Source organism: Anoxybacillus sp. TBDG-1, assembly GCF_054815885.1.
Genome location: NZ_JBTZSY010000041.1, coordinates 1 through 19,789, shown reverse-complemented (window position 1 = coordinate 19,789; position 19,789 = coordinate 1). Strand labels below are relative to the sequence as shown.

The window sequence follows — 19,789 nt, the reverse complement described above, 5'->3', positions numbered from 1 at the left end:
AAGTTCACGAGGAAAGTGAACTTTTTCTTGACGTCCTACTTTTTCAACACTTTGACCCCCATGTTATGGCATGGGGGTAAATACTTTTGGCAACGCAATGAGGCAGTTTGGAAAGATATAAGGGCAAATCGTTTCATCTTTGTAGTGCATGTGAATTTGGCGAAACTGTCCGTCTTGTAGCGCGTATATTTCGACTGTTTCATGAATTGGGTCGACAATCCAATATTCTTTGACGCCAGCTCGCTCGTAGTTGTGAAATTTCGTAATGCGGTCGTGTTTGGCGGTAGATGGAGAAAGAATTTCTATGATAAGATCAGGCGCTCCATAAATTCGTTCATTTCCAATTTTTCGCTTGTCGCAAACGACGATTAAATCAGGGATATACCAATCTTTAATGTCATGAAGGGGAGTATCCTTTGTTGCAAATAAACATACATCGATTGGTGCGACAAATACTTCACACGAGGAATGATGTAGAAAATCAAAAAACAATGCTGACAGAGCGGTAACAATACGTTGGTGTCTTGGTGTAGGTGAAGGAGTCATACATAGGGCACCGTCAATTCCTTCATATCGTTTGTCATCATGCAAGGTTGTGTAATCCGCATACGTCCAAAGACGTTTTTCATTTGGCAGCGACATACTTATTCCCCTCCTTCTACTTTCATTTTATCGTATTTTTCTCAAGAAAAAAAGCGGCACGAGTGCCGCTTTTCTTACAGGTGTACAAGCTTTTGCAAGGTGCTTTCTACTTTAAATACACGATTGTTTAATACTTGGATGCTCGATTCGTGGTCGGTGAGGGCAGGGAGTACTTTTTCTTCTAGTATGTTTGTTAAGCGGGTGATGTTTCCTTGCATGTTGTGGACATCGAGTGCGAGTGCATCGTATTTTGCGGCGAGCACCTCTTGACCGTGGCGAATCGCTTCACAAATCGCTTTCGTTTCGAGTGTTCGTTCGTCAAGCAGCTGCACTTTCCCATCTAGTGCTTGTACTTTCCCATCTAGTGCTTGTACTTTCCCATCTAGCGTTTGAACTTTCTCGTCCAGTGCTTGTACTTGTTGGCGTAAGGAAGATACTTCTTTTTCAATAGCTTCCACCCTTTTCTCGACTGCTTCCACTCGTTTTTCCAGTAATTCGACTTTTTCTCGGGTTGCTTTTACTTCATGAAGAATTTCGTATAGCAGCTGTTCCACCATTCCATTCACCTCCTTTTCGTTTCCATTTTACACGAATCGACAGCGGATGACTAGCGAATGTTTTTCTGGTTTTTATTATAGAGAATCAATGCCTAAACAAATAAAATAAATAGTAGATGAACAATGAAGTGGGTGAAATAAATGATCGAGTTGCTCGAAAAACAAAAGCGCTACTTTCGTACAGGGGAAACGCTTTCTCTTGATTTTCGTTTAAAACAATTAACACGACTAAAAGAAGTGATACAAAAATATGAACAGACAATTACCGATACGTTAAAAAAAGAACTGCATAAATCGCCGTTGGAAGCATATACGATCGAAATCGGGATCGTGTATGAAGAAATCCATTTTATCACGAAGCGGCTTGCTCGATGGATGAAGCCACAACGCGTGCCGACGCCGTTGACGCATTTTGGCTCAAAAAGCTACATATATCCAGAGCCATATGGAGTAAGCCTAATTATCGCGCCATGGAATTATCCGTTTCAGCTTGCGATGAGTCCACTTATCGGCGCGATTGCGGCAGGAAATTGTGCGGTAGTGAAGCCTTCTGAATATACGCCAGAAATGTCGGCATTGCTGAAAACAATCATTTCGGAAGTGTTTCCAGAGGAATATGTTGCTGTTGTAGAGGGAGGAGTAGACGTTAGCCAGCAGCTGTTAGATTTGCGCTTTGACCATATTTTTTTCACCGGAAGCGTGCCGGTCGGAAAAATCGTCATGGCAGCGGCAGCAAAACATTTAACGCCTGTCACATTAGAGCTTGGCGGAAAAAGTCCAGCGATCGTTGATGCTTCCGCGCATATTGATTTAGCTGCCAAACGAATTGTATGGGGAAAATTTTTAAACGCTGGGCAAACGTGCATTGCTCCGGATTACGTTCTTGTCGATGTGTCCGTGAAGCCATTGCTTATTGGGCGGATGAAAAAATATATCGAACAGCTGTATGGCGATAAGGAGCAATATAGCCGAATCGTTACAACTCGCCATATGGAGCGGCTCGTTCGTTTTTTAACAAATGGTATCGTTGTACATGGTGGAACGTATGACATCGAGCAACGTTGGATTGAGCCGACGTTGCTAGACGATGTGACGTGGGAAGATGACATTATGAAAGAAGAAATTTTTGGGCCGATATTGCCGCTTGTTACGTTTGAAACAATAGACGAAGCGATTCAAATGATCAACGATTACGAAAAGCCACTTGCGCTTTATTTGTTTTCAGAAGATCGCGATGTGCAACAACAAGTATTACAACAAGTTAGTTTTGGTGGAGGATGTATTAACGACACGATCATGCACATCGCCAGCCCACATCTACCATTCGGCGGCGTTGGACAAAGCGGAATTGGTGCATACCATGGAAAAGCAAGTTTTGATGCATTTACTCATTACAAAAGTGTGCTCAAACAAACAACGAAATTTGATATTCCTTTGCGTTATCCAAACTTTCCGAATGCTTTAAAATGGGTGCGGAAGTTATTGAGATGAAAAAATGTTCCCAACGGGGTACTTTTTGTTTTTGGGTAATAAATTTGAACAAATTTCGAAAAAAATTTAACGAAAATGTGACACATTTTCAAACGAACATCCTATTTCTTTTTTCGTTTCCATGTATTATACAGAAAACAACGCTTTTCTCGCTTATTTTTTAAAGTTGAGAAAAGCTTTTTTCTTTTTGTCAATGATTTTGCTTTTTATTTTCCCCTCAATGCAGTTTCTTCCTTCCTTTTTTCGTCACAATTATTTTTACAATACATGTTAAAATCATTTCAATAGTGTTAATACTACAAAGTTAATAAATTTCGTTCGTTACTCATTTATCGAGATGCTCAATGAATCACAATTTTTGTTGAGGTGAAGAAAGATGAAGCGTTTGTTTTCCTTATTAGTAGCTGGATTGCTTCCGCTCCTTGGAGGCTGTGAGATGGTCGTTTTTCAACCACAAGGACCAGCTGCTCGAAGCATTACGGAGTTGATTAACTGGTCGATTTGGTGGATGCTTCTTGTCGTTGTTGTTGTATTTGCTTTGTTCGCTTATATCGTATGGAAATATCGCGATCGACCTGAGCGACAGGGAGAGGAGCCGCCTGAGGAACACGGAAGTACGGTGCTTGAAATTGTATGGACAGTCATTCCGATTTTAATTGTTATTGCGCTAACGATTCCGACAGTTAGAACATTGTATGATTTGGAAAAGCCGCCAAAAGGGTATGAAGATCAAGAGCCGCTTGTCATTCATGTCACATCGGCAGATTGGAAATGGATTTTTAGTTACCCTGAACAAAATATTGAAACGGTAAACTACGTCAACATTCCAGCGAATCGGCTTGTGCTATTTAAAATGACTTCTGCATCGACAATGCAGTCGTTTTGGGTACCAGCGTTAGCTGGGCAAAAATATACGATGAACAAAATGGAGACAGAATTGTACGTCGTCGCCGATCGTCCGGGCTCGTATGAAGGACGAAATACAAACTTTAACGGACGTGGATATGCGCATATGCAGTTTGAAGTGTTAGCGCAAACGCCGAAAGAGTTTGAAAAATGGGTGCAAGAAGTGAAACAAAAGGCACCGAATTTAACGAAAGAGCAATATGAACAACTGTTGTTGCCGACACATTTAGGACGGTTAACATTTATAGGTACACATTTACAATGGGTGAATCATGCGGATGCACACTCTAAGACGTACACCAACCCAGAGTTATATCGTGGGCATGGATACCAAGGAAAAATTTTTATTCGTGAAGACAATTATAAATTTAGCTCATCATCCAACTGTAACGAAGACGAACAACAAGCTTTAGAGAATAATAGTGGGGGTGAACATCGTGGGCATTAAGTGGAATGAAATATTTGTCGGAGGAGACCCGCTTCTTGTCGGTTCACAAATTGCGATCGTACTAACTGTCGTTGCGATTGTTGTTGGATTAACGTACTTTAAAAAATGGGGTTGGCTATGGCGCGAATGGTTAACGACCGTCGACCATAAAAAGATCGGGATTATGTACATTTTATCTGGTGTACTTATGTTTTTCCGCGGTGGAATGGACGGGTTGTTAATGAAAGCGCAAACAGCTCGCCCAGAAATGAACTTTTTAGATGCGCAACATTACAACGAAATTTTTACAACGCATGGCGTGATTATGATTTTGTTTATGGCGATGCCATTTTTGATCGGTTTAATGAACGTTGTTGTCCCTTTGCAAATTGGAGCGCGCGATGTCGCGTTTCCGCAGTTGAACGCACTTAGTTTTTGGTTGTTTTTTAGCGGAGCGATGTTATTTAACATTTCGTTCGTTGTCGGTGGTTCACCAGATGCAGGGTGGACATCGTATTTCCCTCTAGCTGGAAAAGAGTTTAGTCCAGGAATCGGAAATAACTATTATGCGATTGCGTTGCAAATTGCAGGGCTCGGTACGTTAATGACGGGGATTAACTTTATCGTCACGATTTTAAAAATGCGTGCACCGGGCATGACATTAATGAAAATGCCGATGTTTACATGGACGACGTTGATTACGTCCATTATCATCGTTGCTGCATTTCCGATTTTCACCGTTGCGTTAGCGTTAATGACGTTTGATCGCTTGTACGGAACGCATTTCTTTACGCTTTCTTCAGGCGGAAGCGATATGCTTTGGGCAAACTTGTTCTGGCTTTGGGGTCATCCAGAAGTATATATTGTCATCTTGCCGGCGTTTGGAATTTTCTCTGAAGTCATTGCAACGTTTTCACGGAAGACGTTGTTCGGATATACATCGATGGTCATTTCTATTGTTGGTATTGCGTTTTTAAGTATGATCGTATGGGTGCACCATTTTTACACGATGGATGCAGGGCCTGCGGTAAACTCGTTTTTCTCGATTACAACGATGTTAATTGCCGTTCCGACCGGAGTGAAAATTTTCAACTGGCTATTTACGATGCGAAAAGGACGCATTCAATTTACAACAGCGATGTTATGGGCGCTTGCTTTCGTGCCAAACTTTGTCATTGGTGGAGTGACCGGCGTCATGTTGGCGATGGCAGCAGCGGACTTTCAATACCATAACACGTTATTTTTAGTCGCTCACTTCCATTACGTATTAATTCCAGGTGTTGTGTTTGCGGTATTTGCAGGATTGTATTATTGGTGGCCAAAAATGTTTGGCTTTATGTTAAATGAAAAGCTTGGCAAATATCATTTTTGGCTATTTACAATCGGATTTAACGTGACGTTTATGCCGATGTTTTTCCTCGGTTTAAAAGGAGCGGTTCGTCGCGCTTATACGTATTCAGCAGAATCCGGCTTTGCGCCGCTTTTCCTTGTATCTGCGATCGGCTCGATTATTTTAGCAGTCGGCTTTGCGGTATTTTGTTATAACATTTACTGGAGCTTCCGTTATGCAAAGCGCAATGTGTCCCACGATCCATGGGATGCACGTACGCTTGAATGGATGACGGCATCGCCAGTACAGTTTTATAACTTTGCGGTCGTGCCAGAAGTGAAACAATTAGATGCGTTTTGGCATATGAAAAAACGTGGAGAAACGCTCACATTAAAAGAAAGCGACATCAAGAAAATTCATATGCCAAGCAACTCGGGATTGCCGTTTTATATGGCGGTTGTGTTTGGAATTACAGGTTTCTTCCTCGTCTTTGAAGCACATATCGCGGCAGCTGTTGCGGCAATTGGGATTGTCGTTGGGCTTATTATCCGTTCGTTCGATTACAATGACGGCTATTATGTAAGCGTCGATGAAATTAAGGAAACAGAGCGTACGTGGAGAACGGTAGAAGGGGGGACGGAAAACCATGTCGGCTAACGTCAATCATTCGCTTCCACTTGAATATCAAACGGAACAAAACCGATTAAATATTTTAGGTTTTTGGATTTTTCTTGGAGCAGAAATTGTGCTATTTGCAACGTTGTTTGCCGTCTATGGCGTGTTAGGTCACCGCTATGCCGGTGGCCCAACGCCAAGCGACATTTTTAAACTGAATGACGTGCTCATTGAAACGTTGTTGTTGTTGACAAGTAGTTTTACATGCGGTTTGGCAGTGTTTTTCATGCGACAACGTAATATGAAGCAACTGCTCGTTTGGTTTGTCATTACCCTTTTGTTAGGGGCGGGCTTTTTGTTTATGGAAATTCGTGAGTTTATTCATTACGTGCATGAAGGGGCGACGATGCAAACGAGCGCGTTTTTATCGAGCTTTTTCGTATTGCTTGGTACGCACGGCGCGCATGTGACGTTTGGAATCATTTGGGCGATAATGCTCATTATTCAGCTTCTTCAACGCGGTTTGACGCCAGTTACCGCAAGAAAAATGTTTATCATTAGTTTATACTGGCATTTCCTTGATGTCGTCTGGATTTTCATTTTCACATTTGTGTATTTAAAAGGGATGGTGGGGTAAATGGAGCATAAAAGCAAATATCCCGTTAGCCACGTTGTTGGATTTTTATTTTCGCTCATTTTAACGTTCGTTGCCGTATTTGTGGCGTTGAAAATGAACGTATCGTATACGATCGTTATGTGGATTATTGGTTCGCTTGCTGTTCTTCAAGCTGGTCTTCAACTATTTATGTTCATGCACGTAACAGAAGGAGAAGACGGAAAAACAAACGTTATTAATATGGCTTATGCGGGCTTTGTCGCGATCGTCATTGTCGCAGGCTCGATTTGGGTGTTGACATCGGGCCATGCGGCGCATTAACATACAACCCCTCGCTTAGCTTTTGCGAGGGGTTGCTTTTATTTTTGTAATTAGCGCTTGCATCCAGAGTGGGAAGCGAACAGTAAAGCTGATGACTAAAACGATAAGAACAAGGATGGCTGCGGATTTCTCAGCAATTTCTTTTGCATCTGGTACGAGTGCCTCAGATTGCACGTACCATAAGTGCACAGGAAGCGTACCGCCTTGTGATAATAAGTTGAAATCCCACATAAACCCAGATGTCGATGTTCCTCCTGCTAAAATAATGATGGCAGATTCGCCAAATGCACGACATGCAACGAGGCTAATACCCGTTAAAATCCCGTTTAACGCAGCAGGGAGGACAACTTTTAATATTGTTTGAGACTTTGTCGCTCCAAGAGCGAGAGATGCTTCACGAATGTCTTGTGGAACTGCATGAATAGCTTCTTCTGTGACGCGAGCTAGTACAGGTAAGTTTAGCAATGCTAGTGTAATAGCGGCGCCAATGATCGTTAACCCAATTCCGACATATTCAACAAACAATACGTAGCCAAATAAGCCGAAAACGATGGAAGGAACAGATGCTAAGCTTTCAACAGACGTGCGTACAAACTCTGTAAAGCGGTTGTTCGGTGCATATTCTGCAAGAAAAATACCGGCTCCAATACCAATTGGCAACGACAAGATGAGAGATAAAATGAGAACGTAAAAAGAGTTAAATAAAAATGGTCCAATGCCCCCACCCGCTTCTAATTCATCAGGTAATTTCACAAGAAAGTCGAGCGATAGTTTCGGTAAACCTTTTCCTAAAATTGTATATAATAGTCCGATAATTAAAAGAAATGTTGTTGCTGTAATGATAGCAACAAAAACATGAAACAAACGATTTGTATAAATTGCACTTATGTTTGTTTTCCGATGATTATGAAACAGTGAATCTTTCATGTATTACTCTCCCTTTGGACGAAGTTGACGAATAATAATAATTAATACGAGAGAAATAAATAAAAGTAAAAATGCCATCATGTATAATGCATAGTTCCATGTTGAGTCAAATTGAACGTTTGTAATTTGCATGACGATGTTACTCGTTAAGACCGATGTCGGTGTGAGCAAGTCCCATCCAAACTGTGCAGTATTTCCGATGACCATAACAACAGCCATCGTTTCACCGATTGCTCGTGTCATACCTAAAATAATTGCAGTTAAAATACCTGGGCGGGCAGCGGGAAGAACAATATAGGTAATCACTTGAAGTTTTGTGCTTCCGAGTGCATAACCTGCTTCACGGAGATGTTGCGGCACCGCGCAAATTGCATCATCGCTAATGCGAGTGACAGTCGGTAAAATCATCATCGTTAACACGAGAGCAGCAGCGAGGAAGCCATCTCCAACGAGCGTACCCGTCGTCTCACGAATGAATGGAATTAAGATTGTTAAACCTAAAAACCCGTACACAATAGAAGGAATGCCGACGAGCAAATCTAACATCGGACGCATCACGTTTTTCAACCAATTGGGTGCAATTTCAGCGATAAAAATTGCAATAGATAAAGCGATAGGGGTACATATCATTAATGTTAAAAACGTTAAGTACAATGTACCGAGAATAAATACAGCTGCCCCATATTTTTCTTCAAATGGCTCCCACGTAGATGAGAGAAAAAACTCTTTCCATGAGACGTCTTTAAATACGAGAAACCCCGTTTGGCTAATAAAAATGACGATCGAAAAAAGAGCAACACCTAAAGAGAGTGCACTTACTAAACAAGCGTAGCGAAAAGCGTTATTTTTCATATACTTTATGCGCCATTGTTTTGTTTTCGTTTGTTCATGGTGGATGCGAACATGTTCGGCAGGTAACGCCATATTGTTTCCTCCTCGACTATCATATAAAAGACAGCCCCCTCATAAAGGAGGCTGTAAATTATTTACTTCTTTTTCATTGCTGTAATTGGGATGAACTTTAATTTTTTCAATGAACCTTCTTGAAACTTCTTACTTTGAACGAAATCGATAAACGCTTTATTTGCTCCTGTTGCTGGACCTTTTGTTAACAGATAACCGTAACCCCAAACAGGATATTTACCGTTAATGACGTTTTGTACGGTTGGTTCTACACCGTTATAAGCAACTGCTTTAATATCACCTTTAATGTATGCAAGGTCTGTATAACCGATTGCGTTTGGTGTTGTACGAACGGCTTCGATCATATTGCCATTTGAGAGAACCTCTTTATAGTTGTCGCCTTGTGTCATAAATGAAGCCCCTTTTAACGCACCCATTTGATAATTTACACGCGTTCCAGAACCGTGGACACGGTTGACGACAATAATTGGTTCATCTTTTCCGCCAACTTCTTTCCAGTTTTTAATTTTTCCTGCGAAAATATCTTGTAATTGTTTTGTTGTTAAATTTTTTACTGGATTGTCTTTATGAACGATCGTTGCAAACGGAATGACTGCAATTGGATATGCGTTTAACCCTTTGAATGCACTAAAGCCAGGTACAGGCTTTGTTGCATCCCAGTCACAAGCACCAATAGTTGCTGAACCTTTTGAAACAGATTGGGGACCGACGACCGATGCTGTCCCAGATACAGAAATAGCTACTTTCGGGTTTGCTTTTTTAAATTCTTTCGCTGCTTGTTGTGTTAATGGAAGCAACGCGGATGAACCAGCAATGACAATTTTACCAGTTTGTTGAGCCGCTTCGGTTTTTTCTGTCACAGCAAGCGAAGATCCAAATAATAAACTAGAAGATAATGCGACAAGAGAGAACTTTTTCATCAGCGATTTGAAATTCATCATTTTTCACCTCTTAATAAAATTTATTTTGTTATATCAATGAGTTTATTGTTCATGATAATAGCAATTTTTTCTCCCTCATCTGTTGGAATAGTCACAGCCATGTCATGACTAAACGGAGAAGGAGTGATAGCTGTTATTGGTGTTTTTGTATTAAAAACACGTGTCCACTGTGTTTGTGGTGCTGTAGCACGATAAATGGAATAAGATCCGTTTTTCTCTTCTACTAACACAAACACAACATTTCCTTTTGTAGCAACGTACGTAATGTTCATGTTTGTTGACATGTTTTTCTCTGCGCCAGCAACAATGGCTTTTAATACAGGAAGGGCGGTTTCATCGTCTGGATTCGCGCTTAAATAAACAATGATGTCGCCAGCAAAGAAAGAAAATGTTTTGTTATTTGTATCTGTAGTTACAGCGGTTGGTTTTTTATCCGCTGTTGTTAAATCAACGATGTATAGCTGTGGCTCCGTTCCTGTCGTGTCAATTGTGTCAATCTCTGTCTTCGAGTCATCTGTATAGTTTGCTTTTGCTTCTTTTGCTGCTGTGTACATCAGTTTTGTACCGTCATCTGATAAACGAAGATCAGATTTATATTTTACTTTGTCATCAACAATTTTTGTTATTTGACCTGTTTGTACATTTATTGAAGCAATGACATCACTATTATTCCCTTTAAAGAAGTAAATGGTAGAACCATCTGGAGACCATGTCAGCTCTACTTTTACATCATCATCCGTACCGATAGGCATCGCCTTCCTTGTTGCTAGATCGACAATGAAGAGTTGACCGTTATCGTCTACATATGTGCCTCTTTTCTTATCTGGTGATAACGCAAGATCTCCACTTGTGATTGTTGCGATGACTTTGCGAGATGGCACATGTATAATTTTTGATACAGGCTCATCGTTTTCGTTTGTGACGATCATGTATTCGTTGCTTAACCATTGAGGATTAAAGTTTGTTCCTTTTAAAAATCCGTTTGTCGCGATAAATAATGGATTTCCGTTTTCAATTTCGCCGCCTAATTTTGTTATGACTCCGTGCAAGTCAGCGTAAAAGTTCCCATTTACTTTGACCACTGATGAACCTTGTTGATGAAGAAGAAGATTAGCCTTTTTTCCTTTTCCACTTAATGTAATTGATTTTGTTTTCCCATCGACATTCATTGCAACACCGAACACTTTTGCGATATCAGAGAGGGAATAAAGTGTTTTTTGACCCATTACTATAGCGTTTAACGAAGTAGCTTGTCCATCAACTGAAACGGCTACTTTTTTTGTTTGCACATTTCCGTTTGTAGAAAGAAGAATAGGGCTGGCATTTGTTTGTAGTTGTCCACCGAATGCTTGAACGATCGCTACAGCTGGGACGTATAAGACGTTGTTTACCGTTTTAGGTGCTACATTCATCGTTACTTTTTTACCATTAATGACTGCAACTTTTTCATTTGCTTTTACTTGAACAACCGTTCCTTTTTTCGTTAGCTTGTATATTTTCGTTTTTTTATCGTAAGAATATGTAGCCCCTAGTAGTTTGGCGATTTCAGGAGCAGATACAATCCAGTTCCCACCCGAGACAGTCGTCGCAGAAATAGAAACTACCGTCCCGTCTACACTCCAGTTTGTTTTTTGGATAGTTTGTTTTTGAACAGCCTTTGCTTCTGCTTCCCATTCGATTGCGGGAATAAGTGGAGAAGCGAGAACAGCTGATGCGATCAGCGTATGTGCGAGCACTTTCTTCACGGACATTTTTTTCCCTCCTAGGTTTGTATATCAACAACGCTTATTATAGAAGGGCAATGTTAACCTCGTTTAATATTTTTGTAGACTTTGTAAATACAATGTTTGATTTTTTAGAAATTTATATTAATGAATTGTAAAGAAATGTATGTCTCGTAATTTATCACATTCTTGTTATAATGAAAAAGAATAGGAAGGAGGGACGGGTGTGCGTATTTATGAAGAAACGTTAAGAAAGCTGTTTATCAATTATACGATTGGTTCGGTTTTAGCGGTTATTGGCGTTGGTAGCACGTTAATGGTAATGGCGCTGAACATTCGGCAAGTAGACTTACTCATGTTGTTGCTTATTCAATTTTTTTCGTTTTGTATCATGTTATTTATCGAATATCGCGCCTTTCAAAAAGATATTTACCCAATTCGTCTCGTTTTTTCTGAAACGAAAGTAACAGAAGAACAGTTTTATTGGGCGCTTGTCCAAGCAAAGCGATTTCCGCTCATTACAGTCAGACGTATCGCACTTCCACATTTTTTAGGGCTTTCCATTCCAGCCGTTGCGATGACGGTTTTACTTATTTTTATCGATGTGTTGCGCATTCCGTATATGTATGTTGTTTATGCTTTATTTGGCGCGTCGCTCATCGCCATGCTTCATGCGATGATCGAGTTTTTTTTAACGTTGCGCACGATGCGTCCGCTTATTCATGACATGATGCAAATAGGGCGAATGCACGGATTTCATGAAGCGATTCGAGCGACAAATGTCGTATATGTGCCGATGAAAGTAAAAATTGGGTTAAGTGTGTTATTTATCGGCATTTTCCCGGTTTTATTATTTGTGTTAGCGACTGAAGTGAAATGGTTTGCTGAAGGGAAAAACACGTTCTCAGGTTATTGGACGTGGACGATTGTCGTATTAGTCATCTCCATTTTGTTCTCTTTATTTGCTGCGCGTGTGTTATCTGAAGATGTGGAACGAAGCATTGAAGATTTGCTTCAATACATGAGTCGCGTACAAAAAAAAGAATACGAATTGATGTGCGATAATGTTTATATTGATGAATTTTCCGAGCTCACAAACGGCTTTAACCATATGGTCGATGCGATCGTTGAACGAGATGAGAAAAATAAGCAGTTATTAAATAGTTTTATTTCAGTTATGACAACCGCGCTTGATGCGCGCGATGAATATACAGCTGGTCATTCGCAGCGCGTTGCTGTATATGCTGTAGAGATTGGTAAGCGGCTAGGGATGACAGTTGAGCAACTTACGCGTTTATATCGCTCCGCTATTTTGCATGACATCGGAAAAATTGGTATCCCTGATCACATCTTATTAAAAGACGGCAAGTTAACAGATGATGAATTTGCATGGATTAAAAAACATCCGATACTCGGTGAAAATATTATTCGCCAAGTACAGCCGATTGAAGAAGTGCAAGACTTGCTTCCAGGTATTCGGTCTCATCATGAACGGATAGACGGAAAAGGGTATCCAGATGGCTTAAAAGGGGAGGACATTCCGCTGTTTGGACGCATGATTGCGGTGGCAGATGCATTTGATGCGATGACATCTGACCGACCATATCGAAAAGGGATGAACGTAGAAAAAGCGATTTCGATTTTGTTAGAAGGTCGGGGAACGCAATGGGATGCCCAAATGGTCGATTGTTTTATTGCATTTTTACAAGAGAGAGAACAAGAAAAAGTGAGTTAGATGCCTGCATGATGGCATCTATTTTTCTTTGTAGGTGATATACTAAAAGAAAAAGGATGTGAGATCGTGAAACGATTGATTGTAGCGTTTATCATTTTACTTGTGGGCTGTACAGCCCAACAAGACGAATCAAATGTTAAGCAGCTAGAGCAAACAATTACAAAACAGCAAACGACCATTGAGCAACTACAAGGGAAAAATAAACAGCTTCAACAAGAAAATGAGCAATTGAAAAGCCAAGAAAAACAAGTCAATTCATCTTCCCTTTTATTTGTTGCCTTAGATGTCGTGGATGCGCTAAAAAATCACGATATGAATACGCTTGCATCTTACGTCCACTCCACAGCTGGCGTACGTTTCAGTCCGTATGGTCATGTCGATGTTCAAAACGACTTGCAGTTTTTAGCATCTCAACTTCCTTCCCTATGGTCCTCAACCCAAGTGTATCAGTGGGGAGCGTATGATGGTTCAGGTGATCCAATTCAACTCACTTTCCAAAACTATTTCGACCGCTTCGTCTATGATGTCGATTTTGCCAATCCGCATATGATCGGCAACAATGTTGTTGTTGGGGCAGGGAATATGATAAACAACATTCAGCAAGTATATGCCAATAGCTCTTTTGTTGAATTTCATTTTACGGGCTTTGACCCACAATACAGCGGCATGGATTGGCGGAGTTTGCGTCTTGTCTTTGAACAAGAAAACGGTCAATGGAAACTTGTCGGCATCATTCATGATGAGTGGACGACATAGAGAAGATGAGGGTGTCCTTGGTTTCGGACACCCCTCATTTTTATTTCTCTTTTAGTTGTTTTAACTGTTGTTCGACTTCAACATCAAAAAATTGTGTCGGCATGGTTTGAATAAGGGAGCGTGCCTTTGCTTCTGCTTCAAGCAACATCACTTTTTCTTCCATGCGTGCAAAGCTTTTTACGACATGGTCATAACGGAAAGATGCGATCGATTCATCGATTTGTTTCATTGTCTCAGCAACATAAAAACGCGTCATTAACTGCATTTGTTTTACTTTCAGTTGCTCATATGTTTCATATAATTGTTTCACTTTTTCTGTTAAAGCAGTTGTTTTTTCTTTTAATGTATTATATTGTTGCGTATATAGCTCTACTTTTTTTCATAGGAAATTTTTTCTTGGAGAGCCATTTTTGCGATTGGCTCTTCATTTTTTTCAACGGCTAGTTTTGCTTGACGAGCCCGCTTTTCGATCATTTCTTTTGCATCTGCGATGAGATGTTCATATTTCTGTTCTAACATGAATTGGTGTACAAGTGCTTGTTGTGCTTTTTCAAGTTGCCCTTCTAGTTCACGAATGTATTGCTTTGTCATGCGAATCGGATCTTCGCATTTGTCGATTATATCATGCAAGTCAGCAAGAACGACATGTTTGACACGTTTCAAAATGCCCATTTATTTTTCCTCCTTTTGTATTGTTTTTTCCCATTCATCTAAAAAGCTATGGTTTTGAATTGGTGAGACAAATGGTTTAAATTCAGGTGTCGGCTTCGTTTTGTTTCTCAGTAAAACGTACGCTGCAATGATCGCTAAGACGGCGAGCAACGCTTTTGGTAAAAGCGCAACGAGACCAATCACCTTTGCAATAATAAATCAAGTAGTTGAAATTCACGTGGAGTTAATATAATTTGCTCTCCGTTTTTCATCAACGTATGACTTGTCCGATTCACTTCAAATGCTCTCCAGCGGACAATTTCTTCTTGAATCGGTGCAAATGTGCGCCGTGACAACGCTTTAAGTCGCGCCATGAGCTCATCAATTTCAAACGGTTTCACTAAATAACCATCCGCCCCTGCTTCTAACCCCTCCACGCGATCTTGTACCGCATCTTTTGCAGTTAACATTAAAATCGCTCCGTGATACCTGTTTTTTCTTAAACGTTGACATATGCTAACGCCGTCGCCATTTGGTAACATCCAATCTAAAATCATGACGTCATAAAACGAGGCGAGGGCATAATCGTAAGCGTCCTCTCCTTCTTGCACCCAGTCAATATGTTCGACTCCTTTTTTCTTCAATAAATGAACGATCAGTTCACCTAAATAAGCATCATCTTCTGCAAGCAACACTTTCATTCTCATCACCTTTTTTCTTTCATCATATCAAATGTTGGTGAAAAACGGGTGAAAACATCGTGCTAAAAAGATAAGGGAAATCCCCTATGGGTATATAAGTTAACAACATATACAATGTAATTAAGTTAAGAAAACAAATTTGAAAGCGGATACAAAAGGAGCGATGAACGATGGCGAACGTCTATGATGTAAAAGTAGCAATTGTTGGAGCGGGTTCAGCAGGGATTTCCATTGCAGCACGTCTGTTAAGAAAAAATCGTCAATTACATGGACAAGTGTTGCTTATTGATCCATCAGATAAACATTATTATCAACCGCTTTGGACGCTTGTTGGTGGCGGGGCAGCTAAAGTTGAAGATTCTGTTCGCGAGCAAGCATCGCTTATCCCAGACGGAGCAAAATGGTTGAAAGAAGCGGTCGATACGTTCTTGCCAGAAAATAATACGTTAAAAACGAAAGAAGGTTCAACCGTTCGTTACGACTATTTAGTTGTCGCAGCAGGTGTTGAAATTTATTGGGATCAAATTAAAGGACTGAAAGAAACGATCGGCAAAAATGGTGTTTGCAGTAACTATTCATACGACTATGTACAAAGCACGTGGGAAAACATTCGCAATTTCCGCGGTGGCACAGCGATTTTCACACAACCGAGCACACAAGTGAAGTGCGGCGGTGCACCACAAAAAATTATGTATTTAGCTGACGATTATTTCCGTCAGTCTGGTGTGCGCGACAAAACAAACATCATTTTCGCTTCAGGGTTGCCAAACATTTTTGCGGTAAAGCGATATGCTGATACACTTGAACAGGTCATTCGACGAAAAAATATTGAAACGAAATATCGTGTTGAGTTAGTTGAAATTGATGGTGAAGCAAAAAAAGCGACATTTGAACATCTCGATACGAACGAACGCTTTACATTAAGTTTCGATATGATTCATGTGACGCCGCCAATGGGACCACCAGCGTTTATTAAGAAAAGTCCATTAGCGGATGTGGCAGGATGGGTCGATGTCGATCCGTATACGTTGCAGCATAAAACATATGAAAATGTATTTGGCGCAGGTGATTGCACAAACTTACCGACGTCAAAAACAGGGGCAGCCATTCGAAAACAAGCACCAGTTGTCGCTGAAAATTTACTAGCACATATGAACGGAAAACCGTTAAAAGCTCGTTACGATGGTTACACATCATGTCCGCTCGTAACTGGTTATAATAAGCTCGTTTTAGCAGAGTTTGATTATGATAAAAATCCGCAAGAAACGTTCCCGTTTGATCAATCAAAAGAGCGGATGAGCATGTATATCATGAAACGAAACGTATTACCGATCGTCTACTGGAACGGCATGTTAAAAGGTCTTATGTAGAGGGGGGAGAACATGGTGCAGTTACTCGAAACCGAAGAACAACAAGAAGCGCTCCGTTACTTTATTGAGAAGCTTCCTCAACTAAAAGAAGCGATGGAATCGGTAGAAGAAAAAATGGCAGTGGTTCAGCATGTGATAAACGATAAACAATCACTTGAAGCATTGTTTACAGAATTTGAGGAAAAAACAGCACCATTTCGATTGACTACAGAGCACATTGAAGCGCTTGCGACGCTCATTCAACTGTTGCCGACGCTCGTCCAATGGTTGCAAAAAGCAGAAGAGTTCATTTCGTTCGCGACAAGCGTCATCAACGATCGTGAGTCGATGGCATATGCGATAGAAGGAGCAAAAGATATTGTTCCAATTGAAAAAGGATTGAACATTTTAAAAGAAACAAACGAACGCTTTCAACGTGAACGCGACTCATCTCATGTATCACTATTACGCATGTACCGTTTGTTAAAACACCCATTGATTCAAGATGGGGTGAAATATATAGAAACGCTACTTGATGTAGCAAGCAAACATAAATAATTTGGAGGGGATGTATATGTTATTTCGTTCATTTTTTGATGAGCAATTAGCGCACATGTCTTACTTAGTTGGTTGTCAACGTACAGGAGAAGCGATCGTTATCGATCCAGGTCGCAATGTCGATTGGTACATCGACACAGCGAAAAAAGAAGGATTGCAAATTGTTGCTGCAACAGAAACACACATTCATGCGGACTTTGTTTCAGGAGCGAAAGAATTAGCAAAACGTTGCGGAGCAAAACTTTATTTATCGGATGAAGGGGATGCGAACTGGAAATATCAATATTTAGATGAAGTCGATTACGAACTTGTAAAAGAAGGAAGTATGTTTACAGTCGGTAATGTGGAGTTTAAAGTGCTTCATACACCAGGTCATACACCAGAACATATTTCGTTCATTTTAACAGATAAAGGCGGCGGTTCAACAGAGCCGATGGGTATTTTCACAGGTGACTTCGTTTTCGTCGGTGACATCGGTCGTCCAGACTTACTTGAAAAGGCAGCAGGAGTTGCTGGCACAGCAGATGTTGGCGCTCGTCAAATGTTTCAATCGCTGAAAAAATTCAAAGCGCTCCCAGATTACTTGCAAGTATGGCCAGCACACGGCGCAGGAAGCGCATGCGGAAAAGCGCTTGGAGCCGTTCCTGTTTCGACCGTTGGATATGAAAAATTGAACAACTGGGCGTTGAAAATCGAAGATGAAGAAGAGTTTGTGAAACTATTACTTACAGGTCAACCAGAGCCACCAAAATATTTTGCGATGATGAAGAAAGTAAACAAAATTGGGCCTGCGTATTTAAATGACGAAGAAGTGTCAGCATTGCAAACGATCGAACAACTTAATGAATATAAAGCAAACGGAGCGTTTATTTTAGATGTTCGTCCGTCTCACGAGTTTGCGAAGGCACATTATGCAGGAGCAATTAACATTCCGTTTAACAAATCATTTACAAACTGGGCGGGTTGGTTCATTAACTATGACCAAGATATTGTGCTAATCGCCAATCAAGACGATGTACAAGCAATTCGCAAGGCGCTTGCTTATATCGGGTTAGATCGTGTTGTAGCATATATCGAGCCATCCGTTGCTCTAAACGGTGAAGTGGAAAGCTACGAAGAAATTGATGTCCATCAACTACAACAATATTTAAACGATGATCGCTATCATCTCGTTGATGTACGCAATCAAGCAGAATGGGACGAAGGATACATTGAAGGTGCACAACATATTATGCTCGGTACGCTTGCGGACCGTTTACATGAGCTTCCAGAAGGAAAAACATATATCGTCCAATGCCGCTCAGGTGCACGTTCAGCAATTGGCGCAAGCATTTTGCAAGCAAAAGGATTCAAACAAGTGCTTAACTTAAAGGGCGGGTATTTAGCGTGGACGAGAGAAAAGCTTCCCGTTGTGAAGCAATCATAAGGGCTGACGTTGTCAGTCCTTTCTTTTCATCTTACTCCTCTCCTATAATGAAAGAGAGGTGAGAACATGCAATTTTTAGATAAAATTTTTGCTTATATTCAAGACGGGATTATTGTCATGGATCATGAGCGCACGATTGTCGAAATGAATCCAGCTGCCAAGCGGATGACTGGTTGGCAACTTGGCGAAAAAGTACCGTATTGTTCGTTTTGCCAACAGCGCGATGTGAAAGAAGGAGAAGAGCGATGCTATTTAATTTCAACAGAAGAAGTACCGTATTTTTTATCGGAAATGCCGACGTATCACGGACATTTGATTGATGTGGAAATGAGTACAGCGCTCATTCTCGAACAAGATGATGCGAAATATTATTTGCTCGTTTTACGCGATCAAACAGCGAAGAAAAAAGAAGAAGAAGCGCGTCGCTCGAAATGGATGGTAAAAAAACTAACTGAAGCAAAAGAGGAAGAGCATAAACGTTTAGCACAAGAATTGCACGATGGTGTCGGTCAATCTCTCTACAGCATTTCTATCGCCTTAGATAATATTATTCAACGTATACAAGATGAAAAGCTGCATGCATATGTCAAGGAAGTGCGTGAAGAACTTGGACGCGTCATGGAAGATGTGAAGCTATATGCGCAACAACTTCGTCCGAAAAGCTTAGATGCGCTTGGATTGATCCCAACGATTCAGTCGCTTATTCATTCGCTTCAATCCAAAATGCCAAATACATCATTTTCATTTCAAACGAACGTATATGCTCGTCTGTCACCGACGATGGAAATTAATTTATATCGCATTATTCAAGAAGCGTTGCATAACGTCATGAAATATGCTAAAGCAACAGAGGTGCGTGTGTCGATTAAACAAATAGAACGAGAACTGCTCATATCGATCGAAGATGACGGCGTTGGGTTTCATGTTGAAGAAAAACGCGAGGGACTTGGGCTAAAACATATTCAAGAACGCGTTTTTCACCTTAGGGGGGAAACGACAATTACATCTGCACCGATGAAAGGAACGACGATTTTCGTGCGCGTGCCGTTAGAGGAGGGTAGTAACTGTTAAAATGTTTTTGTAAAAATCCATAAAACTCTATATACAATTTATAAGAAATTACAAGGCAAAAGAGCCAATAAAGCCAAGAGAATGGTTAAGGAGCTAACTGAAAATGATTAAAACATATCAG

General features: G+C 40.6%; 18 protein-coding genes and 2 pseudogenes. 11 read left to right on the top strand and 9 right to left on the bottom strand.

What is annotated here, in order from left to right:
• Nucleotides 1–63: 63 nt before the first annotated feature.
• Both ACYQY7_RS11380 and ACYQY7_RS11375 read right to left on the bottom strand, forming a co-directional pair.
• Nucleotides 64–642 carry a Uma2 family endonuclease gene (locus ACYQY7_RS11380; RefSeq protein ID WP_461202147.1) on the bottom strand — a complete coding sequence of 193 codons (579 nt, stop codon included), beginning with the start codon at nt 640–642 and terminating at the stop codon, nt 64–66.
• A 74-nt stretch (nt 643–716) separates the two neighbouring features.
• Nucleotides 717–1,199: a BLOC-1 subunit 2 family protein gene (locus ACYQY7_RS11375; RefSeq protein ID WP_461202145.1), complete on the bottom strand. Its 483-nt coding sequence runs from the start codon at nt 1,197–1,199 to the stop codon at nt 717–719.
• A gap of 141 nt (nt 1,200–1,340) precedes the next feature.
• Between ACYQY7_RS11375 and ACYQY7_RS11370 the strand changes: the two genes are divergently transcribed.
• The 5 genes from ACYQY7_RS11370 (at nt 1,341) to qoxD (ending at nt 6,905) form a co-directional block, all read left to right on the top strand.
• Nucleotides 1,341–2,690, top strand: a complete 1,350-nt coding sequence (locus ACYQY7_RS11370; RefSeq protein ID WP_461202144.1) for an aldehyde dehydrogenase — start codon at nt 1,341–1,343, stop codon at nt 2,688–2,690.
• Nucleotides 2,691–3,066: 376 nt separating this feature from the next.
• Nucleotides 3,067–4,044 (top strand): cytochrome aa3 quinol oxidase subunit II, encoded by a 978-nt coding sequence (gene qoxA, locus ACYQY7_RS11365; RefSeq protein WP_461202142.1) that lies wholly within the window; start codon nt 3,067–3,069, stop codon nt 4,042–4,044.
• Nucleotides 4,034–6,010 carry a cytochrome aa3 quinol oxidase subunit I gene (gene qoxB / locus ACYQY7_RS11360; RefSeq protein WP_461202140.1) on the top strand — a complete coding sequence of 659 codons (1,977 nt, stop codon included), beginning with the start codon at nt 4,034–4,036 and terminating at the stop codon, nt 6,008–6,010. Before qoxA ends, qoxB begins: the two co-directional genes overlap by 11 nt.
• Nucleotides 6,000–6,605 (top strand): cytochrome aa3 quinol oxidase subunit III, encoded by a 606-nt coding sequence (gene qoxC, locus ACYQY7_RS11355; protein ID WP_461202138.1) that lies wholly within the window; start codon nt 6,000–6,002, stop codon nt 6,603–6,605. The genes qoxB and qoxC overlap by 11 nt, the downstream gene beginning before the upstream one ends.
• The gene (gene qoxD, locus ACYQY7_RS11350) at nt 6,606–6,905 is read left to right on the top strand and encodes a cytochrome aa3 quinol oxidase subunit IV (protein WP_461202136.1); all 300 of its coding nucleotides are present in this window, start codon (nt 6,606–6,608) and stop codon (nt 6,903–6,905) included.
• Between the two features lie 15 nt (nt 6,906–6,920).
• Here qoxD and pstA read toward each other — a convergent pair whose 3' ends face one another.
• From pstA to ACYQY7_RS11330, 4 genes are all read right to left on the bottom strand, one after another.
• Nucleotides 6,921–7,832, bottom strand: coding sequence for a phosphate ABC transporter permease PstA (pstA, locus tag ACYQY7_RS11345; RefSeq protein ID WP_461202135.1), 912 nt, complete (start codon nt 7,830–7,832; stop codon nt 6,921–6,923).
• Between the two features lie 3 nt (nt 7,833–7,835).
• The gene (pstC, locus tag ACYQY7_RS11340; protein WP_461202133.1) at nt 7,836–8,756 is read right to left on the bottom strand and encodes a phosphate ABC transporter permease subunit PstC; all 921 of its coding nucleotides are present in this window, start codon (nt 8,754–8,756) and stop codon (nt 7,836–7,838) included.
• 62 nt (nt 8,757–8,818) lie between these two features.
• Entirely contained in the window at nt 8,819–9,694 is an 876-nt protein-coding gene (locus tag ACYQY7_RS11335; RefSeq protein ID WP_461202131.1) for a phosphate ABC transporter substrate-binding protein, read from the bottom strand.
• A gap of 23 nt (nt 9,695–9,717) precedes the next feature.
• Nucleotides 9,718–11,448 (bottom strand): stalk domain-containing protein, encoded by a 1,731-nt coding sequence (locus tag ACYQY7_RS11330; RefSeq protein ID WP_461202129.1) that lies wholly within the window; start codon nt 11,446–11,448, stop codon nt 9,718–9,720.
• Nucleotides 11,449–11,647: 199 nt separating this feature from the next.
• Here ACYQY7_RS11330 and ACYQY7_RS11325 point away from each other — a divergent pair, with 199 nt between their 5' ends.
• Together ACYQY7_RS11325 and ACYQY7_RS11320 are read left to right on the top strand one after the other, a co-directional pair.
• Nucleotides 11,648–13,156, top strand: coding sequence for an HD domain-containing phosphohydrolase (locus tag ACYQY7_RS11325; RefSeq protein WP_461202128.1), 1,509 nt, complete (start codon nt 11,648–11,650; stop codon nt 13,154–13,156).
• 66 nt (nt 13,157–13,222) lie between these two features.
• Nucleotides 13,223–13,912 (top strand): hypothetical protein, encoded by a 690-nt coding sequence (locus tag ACYQY7_RS11320; RefSeq protein WP_461202126.1) that lies wholly within the window; start codon nt 13,223–13,225, stop codon nt 13,910–13,912.
• A 40-nt stretch (nt 13,913–13,952) separates the two neighbouring features.
• Here ACYQY7_RS11320 and ACYQY7_RS11315 read toward each other — a convergent pair.
• The 3 genes and pseudogenes from ACYQY7_RS11315 to ACYQY7_RS11305 all read right to left on the bottom strand — a co-directional run.
• A pseudogene (locus ACYQY7_RS11315) lies at nt 13,953–14,584 on the bottom strand (PspA/IM30 family protein).
• Entirely contained in the window at nt 14,585–14,767 is a 183-nt protein-coding gene (locus ACYQY7_RS11310; protein ID WP_461202124.1) for a hypothetical protein, read from the bottom strand.
• A 2-nt stretch (nt 14,768–14,769) separates the two neighbouring features.
• Nucleotides 14,770–15,264, bottom strand: a pseudogene (locus ACYQY7_RS11305) (response regulator transcription factor); the annotation flags it as partial.
• Nucleotides 15,265–15,434: 170 nt separating this feature from the next.
• Between ACYQY7_RS11305 and ACYQY7_RS11300 the strand changes: the two are divergent.
• From ACYQY7_RS11300 to ACYQY7_RS11285, 4 genes are all read left to right on the top strand, one after another.
• Nucleotides 15,435–16,634, top strand: coding sequence for an NAD(P)/FAD-dependent oxidoreductase (locus ACYQY7_RS11300; RefSeq protein ID WP_461202123.1), 1,200 nt, complete (start codon nt 15,435–15,437; stop codon nt 16,632–16,634).
• A 12-nt stretch (nt 16,635–16,646) separates the two neighbouring features.
• Nucleotides 16,647–17,171 (top strand): hypothetical protein, encoded by a 525-nt coding sequence (locus tag ACYQY7_RS11295; protein ID WP_461202121.1) that lies wholly within the window; start codon nt 16,647–16,649, stop codon nt 17,169–17,171.
• A 16-nt stretch (nt 17,172–17,187) separates the two neighbouring features.
• Nucleotides 17,188–18,597: an MBL fold metallo-hydrolase gene (locus ACYQY7_RS11290; protein ID WP_461202119.1), complete on the top strand. Its 1,410-nt coding sequence runs from the start codon at nt 17,188–17,190 to the stop codon at nt 18,595–18,597.
• Nucleotides 18,598–18,663: 66 nt separating this feature from the next.
• Nucleotides 18,664–19,668, top strand: coding sequence for a PAS domain-containing sensor histidine kinase (locus ACYQY7_RS11285; protein ID WP_461202118.1), 1,005 nt, complete (start codon nt 18,664–18,666; stop codon nt 19,666–19,668).
• Nucleotides 19,669–19,789 lie beyond the last annotated feature (121 nt).

Coding starts and splice junctions, on each gene's coding strand:
- qoxA (WP_461202142.1), top strand. CDS start 3,067: ATGAAGCGTTTGTTTTCCTTATTAGTAGCTGGATTGCTTCCGCTCCTT.
- pstA (WP_461202135.1), bottom strand. CDS start 7,832: ATGAAAGATTCACTGTTTCATAATCATCGGAAAACAAACATAAGTGCA.
- ACYQY7_RS11300 (WP_461202123.1), top strand. CDS start 15,435: ATGGCGAACGTCTATGATGTAAAAGTAGCAATTGTTGGAGCGGGTTCA.
- ACYQY7_RS11285 (WP_461202118.1), top strand. CDS start 18,664: ATGCAATTTTTAGATAAAATTTTTGCTTATATTCAAGACGGGATTATT.
- qoxD (WP_461202136.1), top strand. CDS start 6,606: ATGGAGCATAAAAGCAAATATCCCGTTAGCCACGTTGTTGGATTTTTA.
- ACYQY7_RS11335 (WP_461202131.1), bottom strand. CDS start 9,694: ATGAATTTCAAATCGCTGATGAAAAAGTTCTCTCTTGTCGCATTATCT.
- ACYQY7_RS11375 (WP_461202145.1), bottom strand. CDS start 1,199: ATGGTGGAACAGCTGCTATACGAAATTCTTCATGAAGTAAAAGCAACC.
- pstC (WP_461202133.1), bottom strand. CDS start 8,756: ATGGCGTTACCTGCCGAACATGTTCGCATCCACCATGAACAAACGAAA.
- ACYQY7_RS11370 (WP_461202144.1), top strand. CDS start 1,341: ATGATCGAGTTGCTCGAAAAACAAAAGCGCTACTTTCGTACAGGGGAA.
- qoxC (WP_461202138.1), top strand. CDS start 6,000: ATGTCGGCTAACGTCAATCATTCGCTTCCACTTGAATATCAAACGGAA.
- ACYQY7_RS11330 (WP_461202129.1), bottom strand. CDS start 11,448: ATGTCCGTGAAGAAAGTGCTCGCACATACGCTGATCGCATCAGCTGTT.
- ACYQY7_RS11295 (WP_461202121.1), top strand. CDS start 16,647: ATGGTGCAGTTACTCGAAACCGAAGAACAACAAGAAGCGCTCCGTTAC.
- ACYQY7_RS11380 (WP_461202147.1), bottom strand. CDS start 642: ATGTCGCTGCCAAATGAAAAACGTCTTTGGACGTATGCGGATTACACA.
- ACYQY7_RS11290 (WP_461202119.1), top strand. CDS start 17,188: ATGTTATTTCGTTCATTTTTTGATGAGCAATTAGCGCACATGTCTTAC.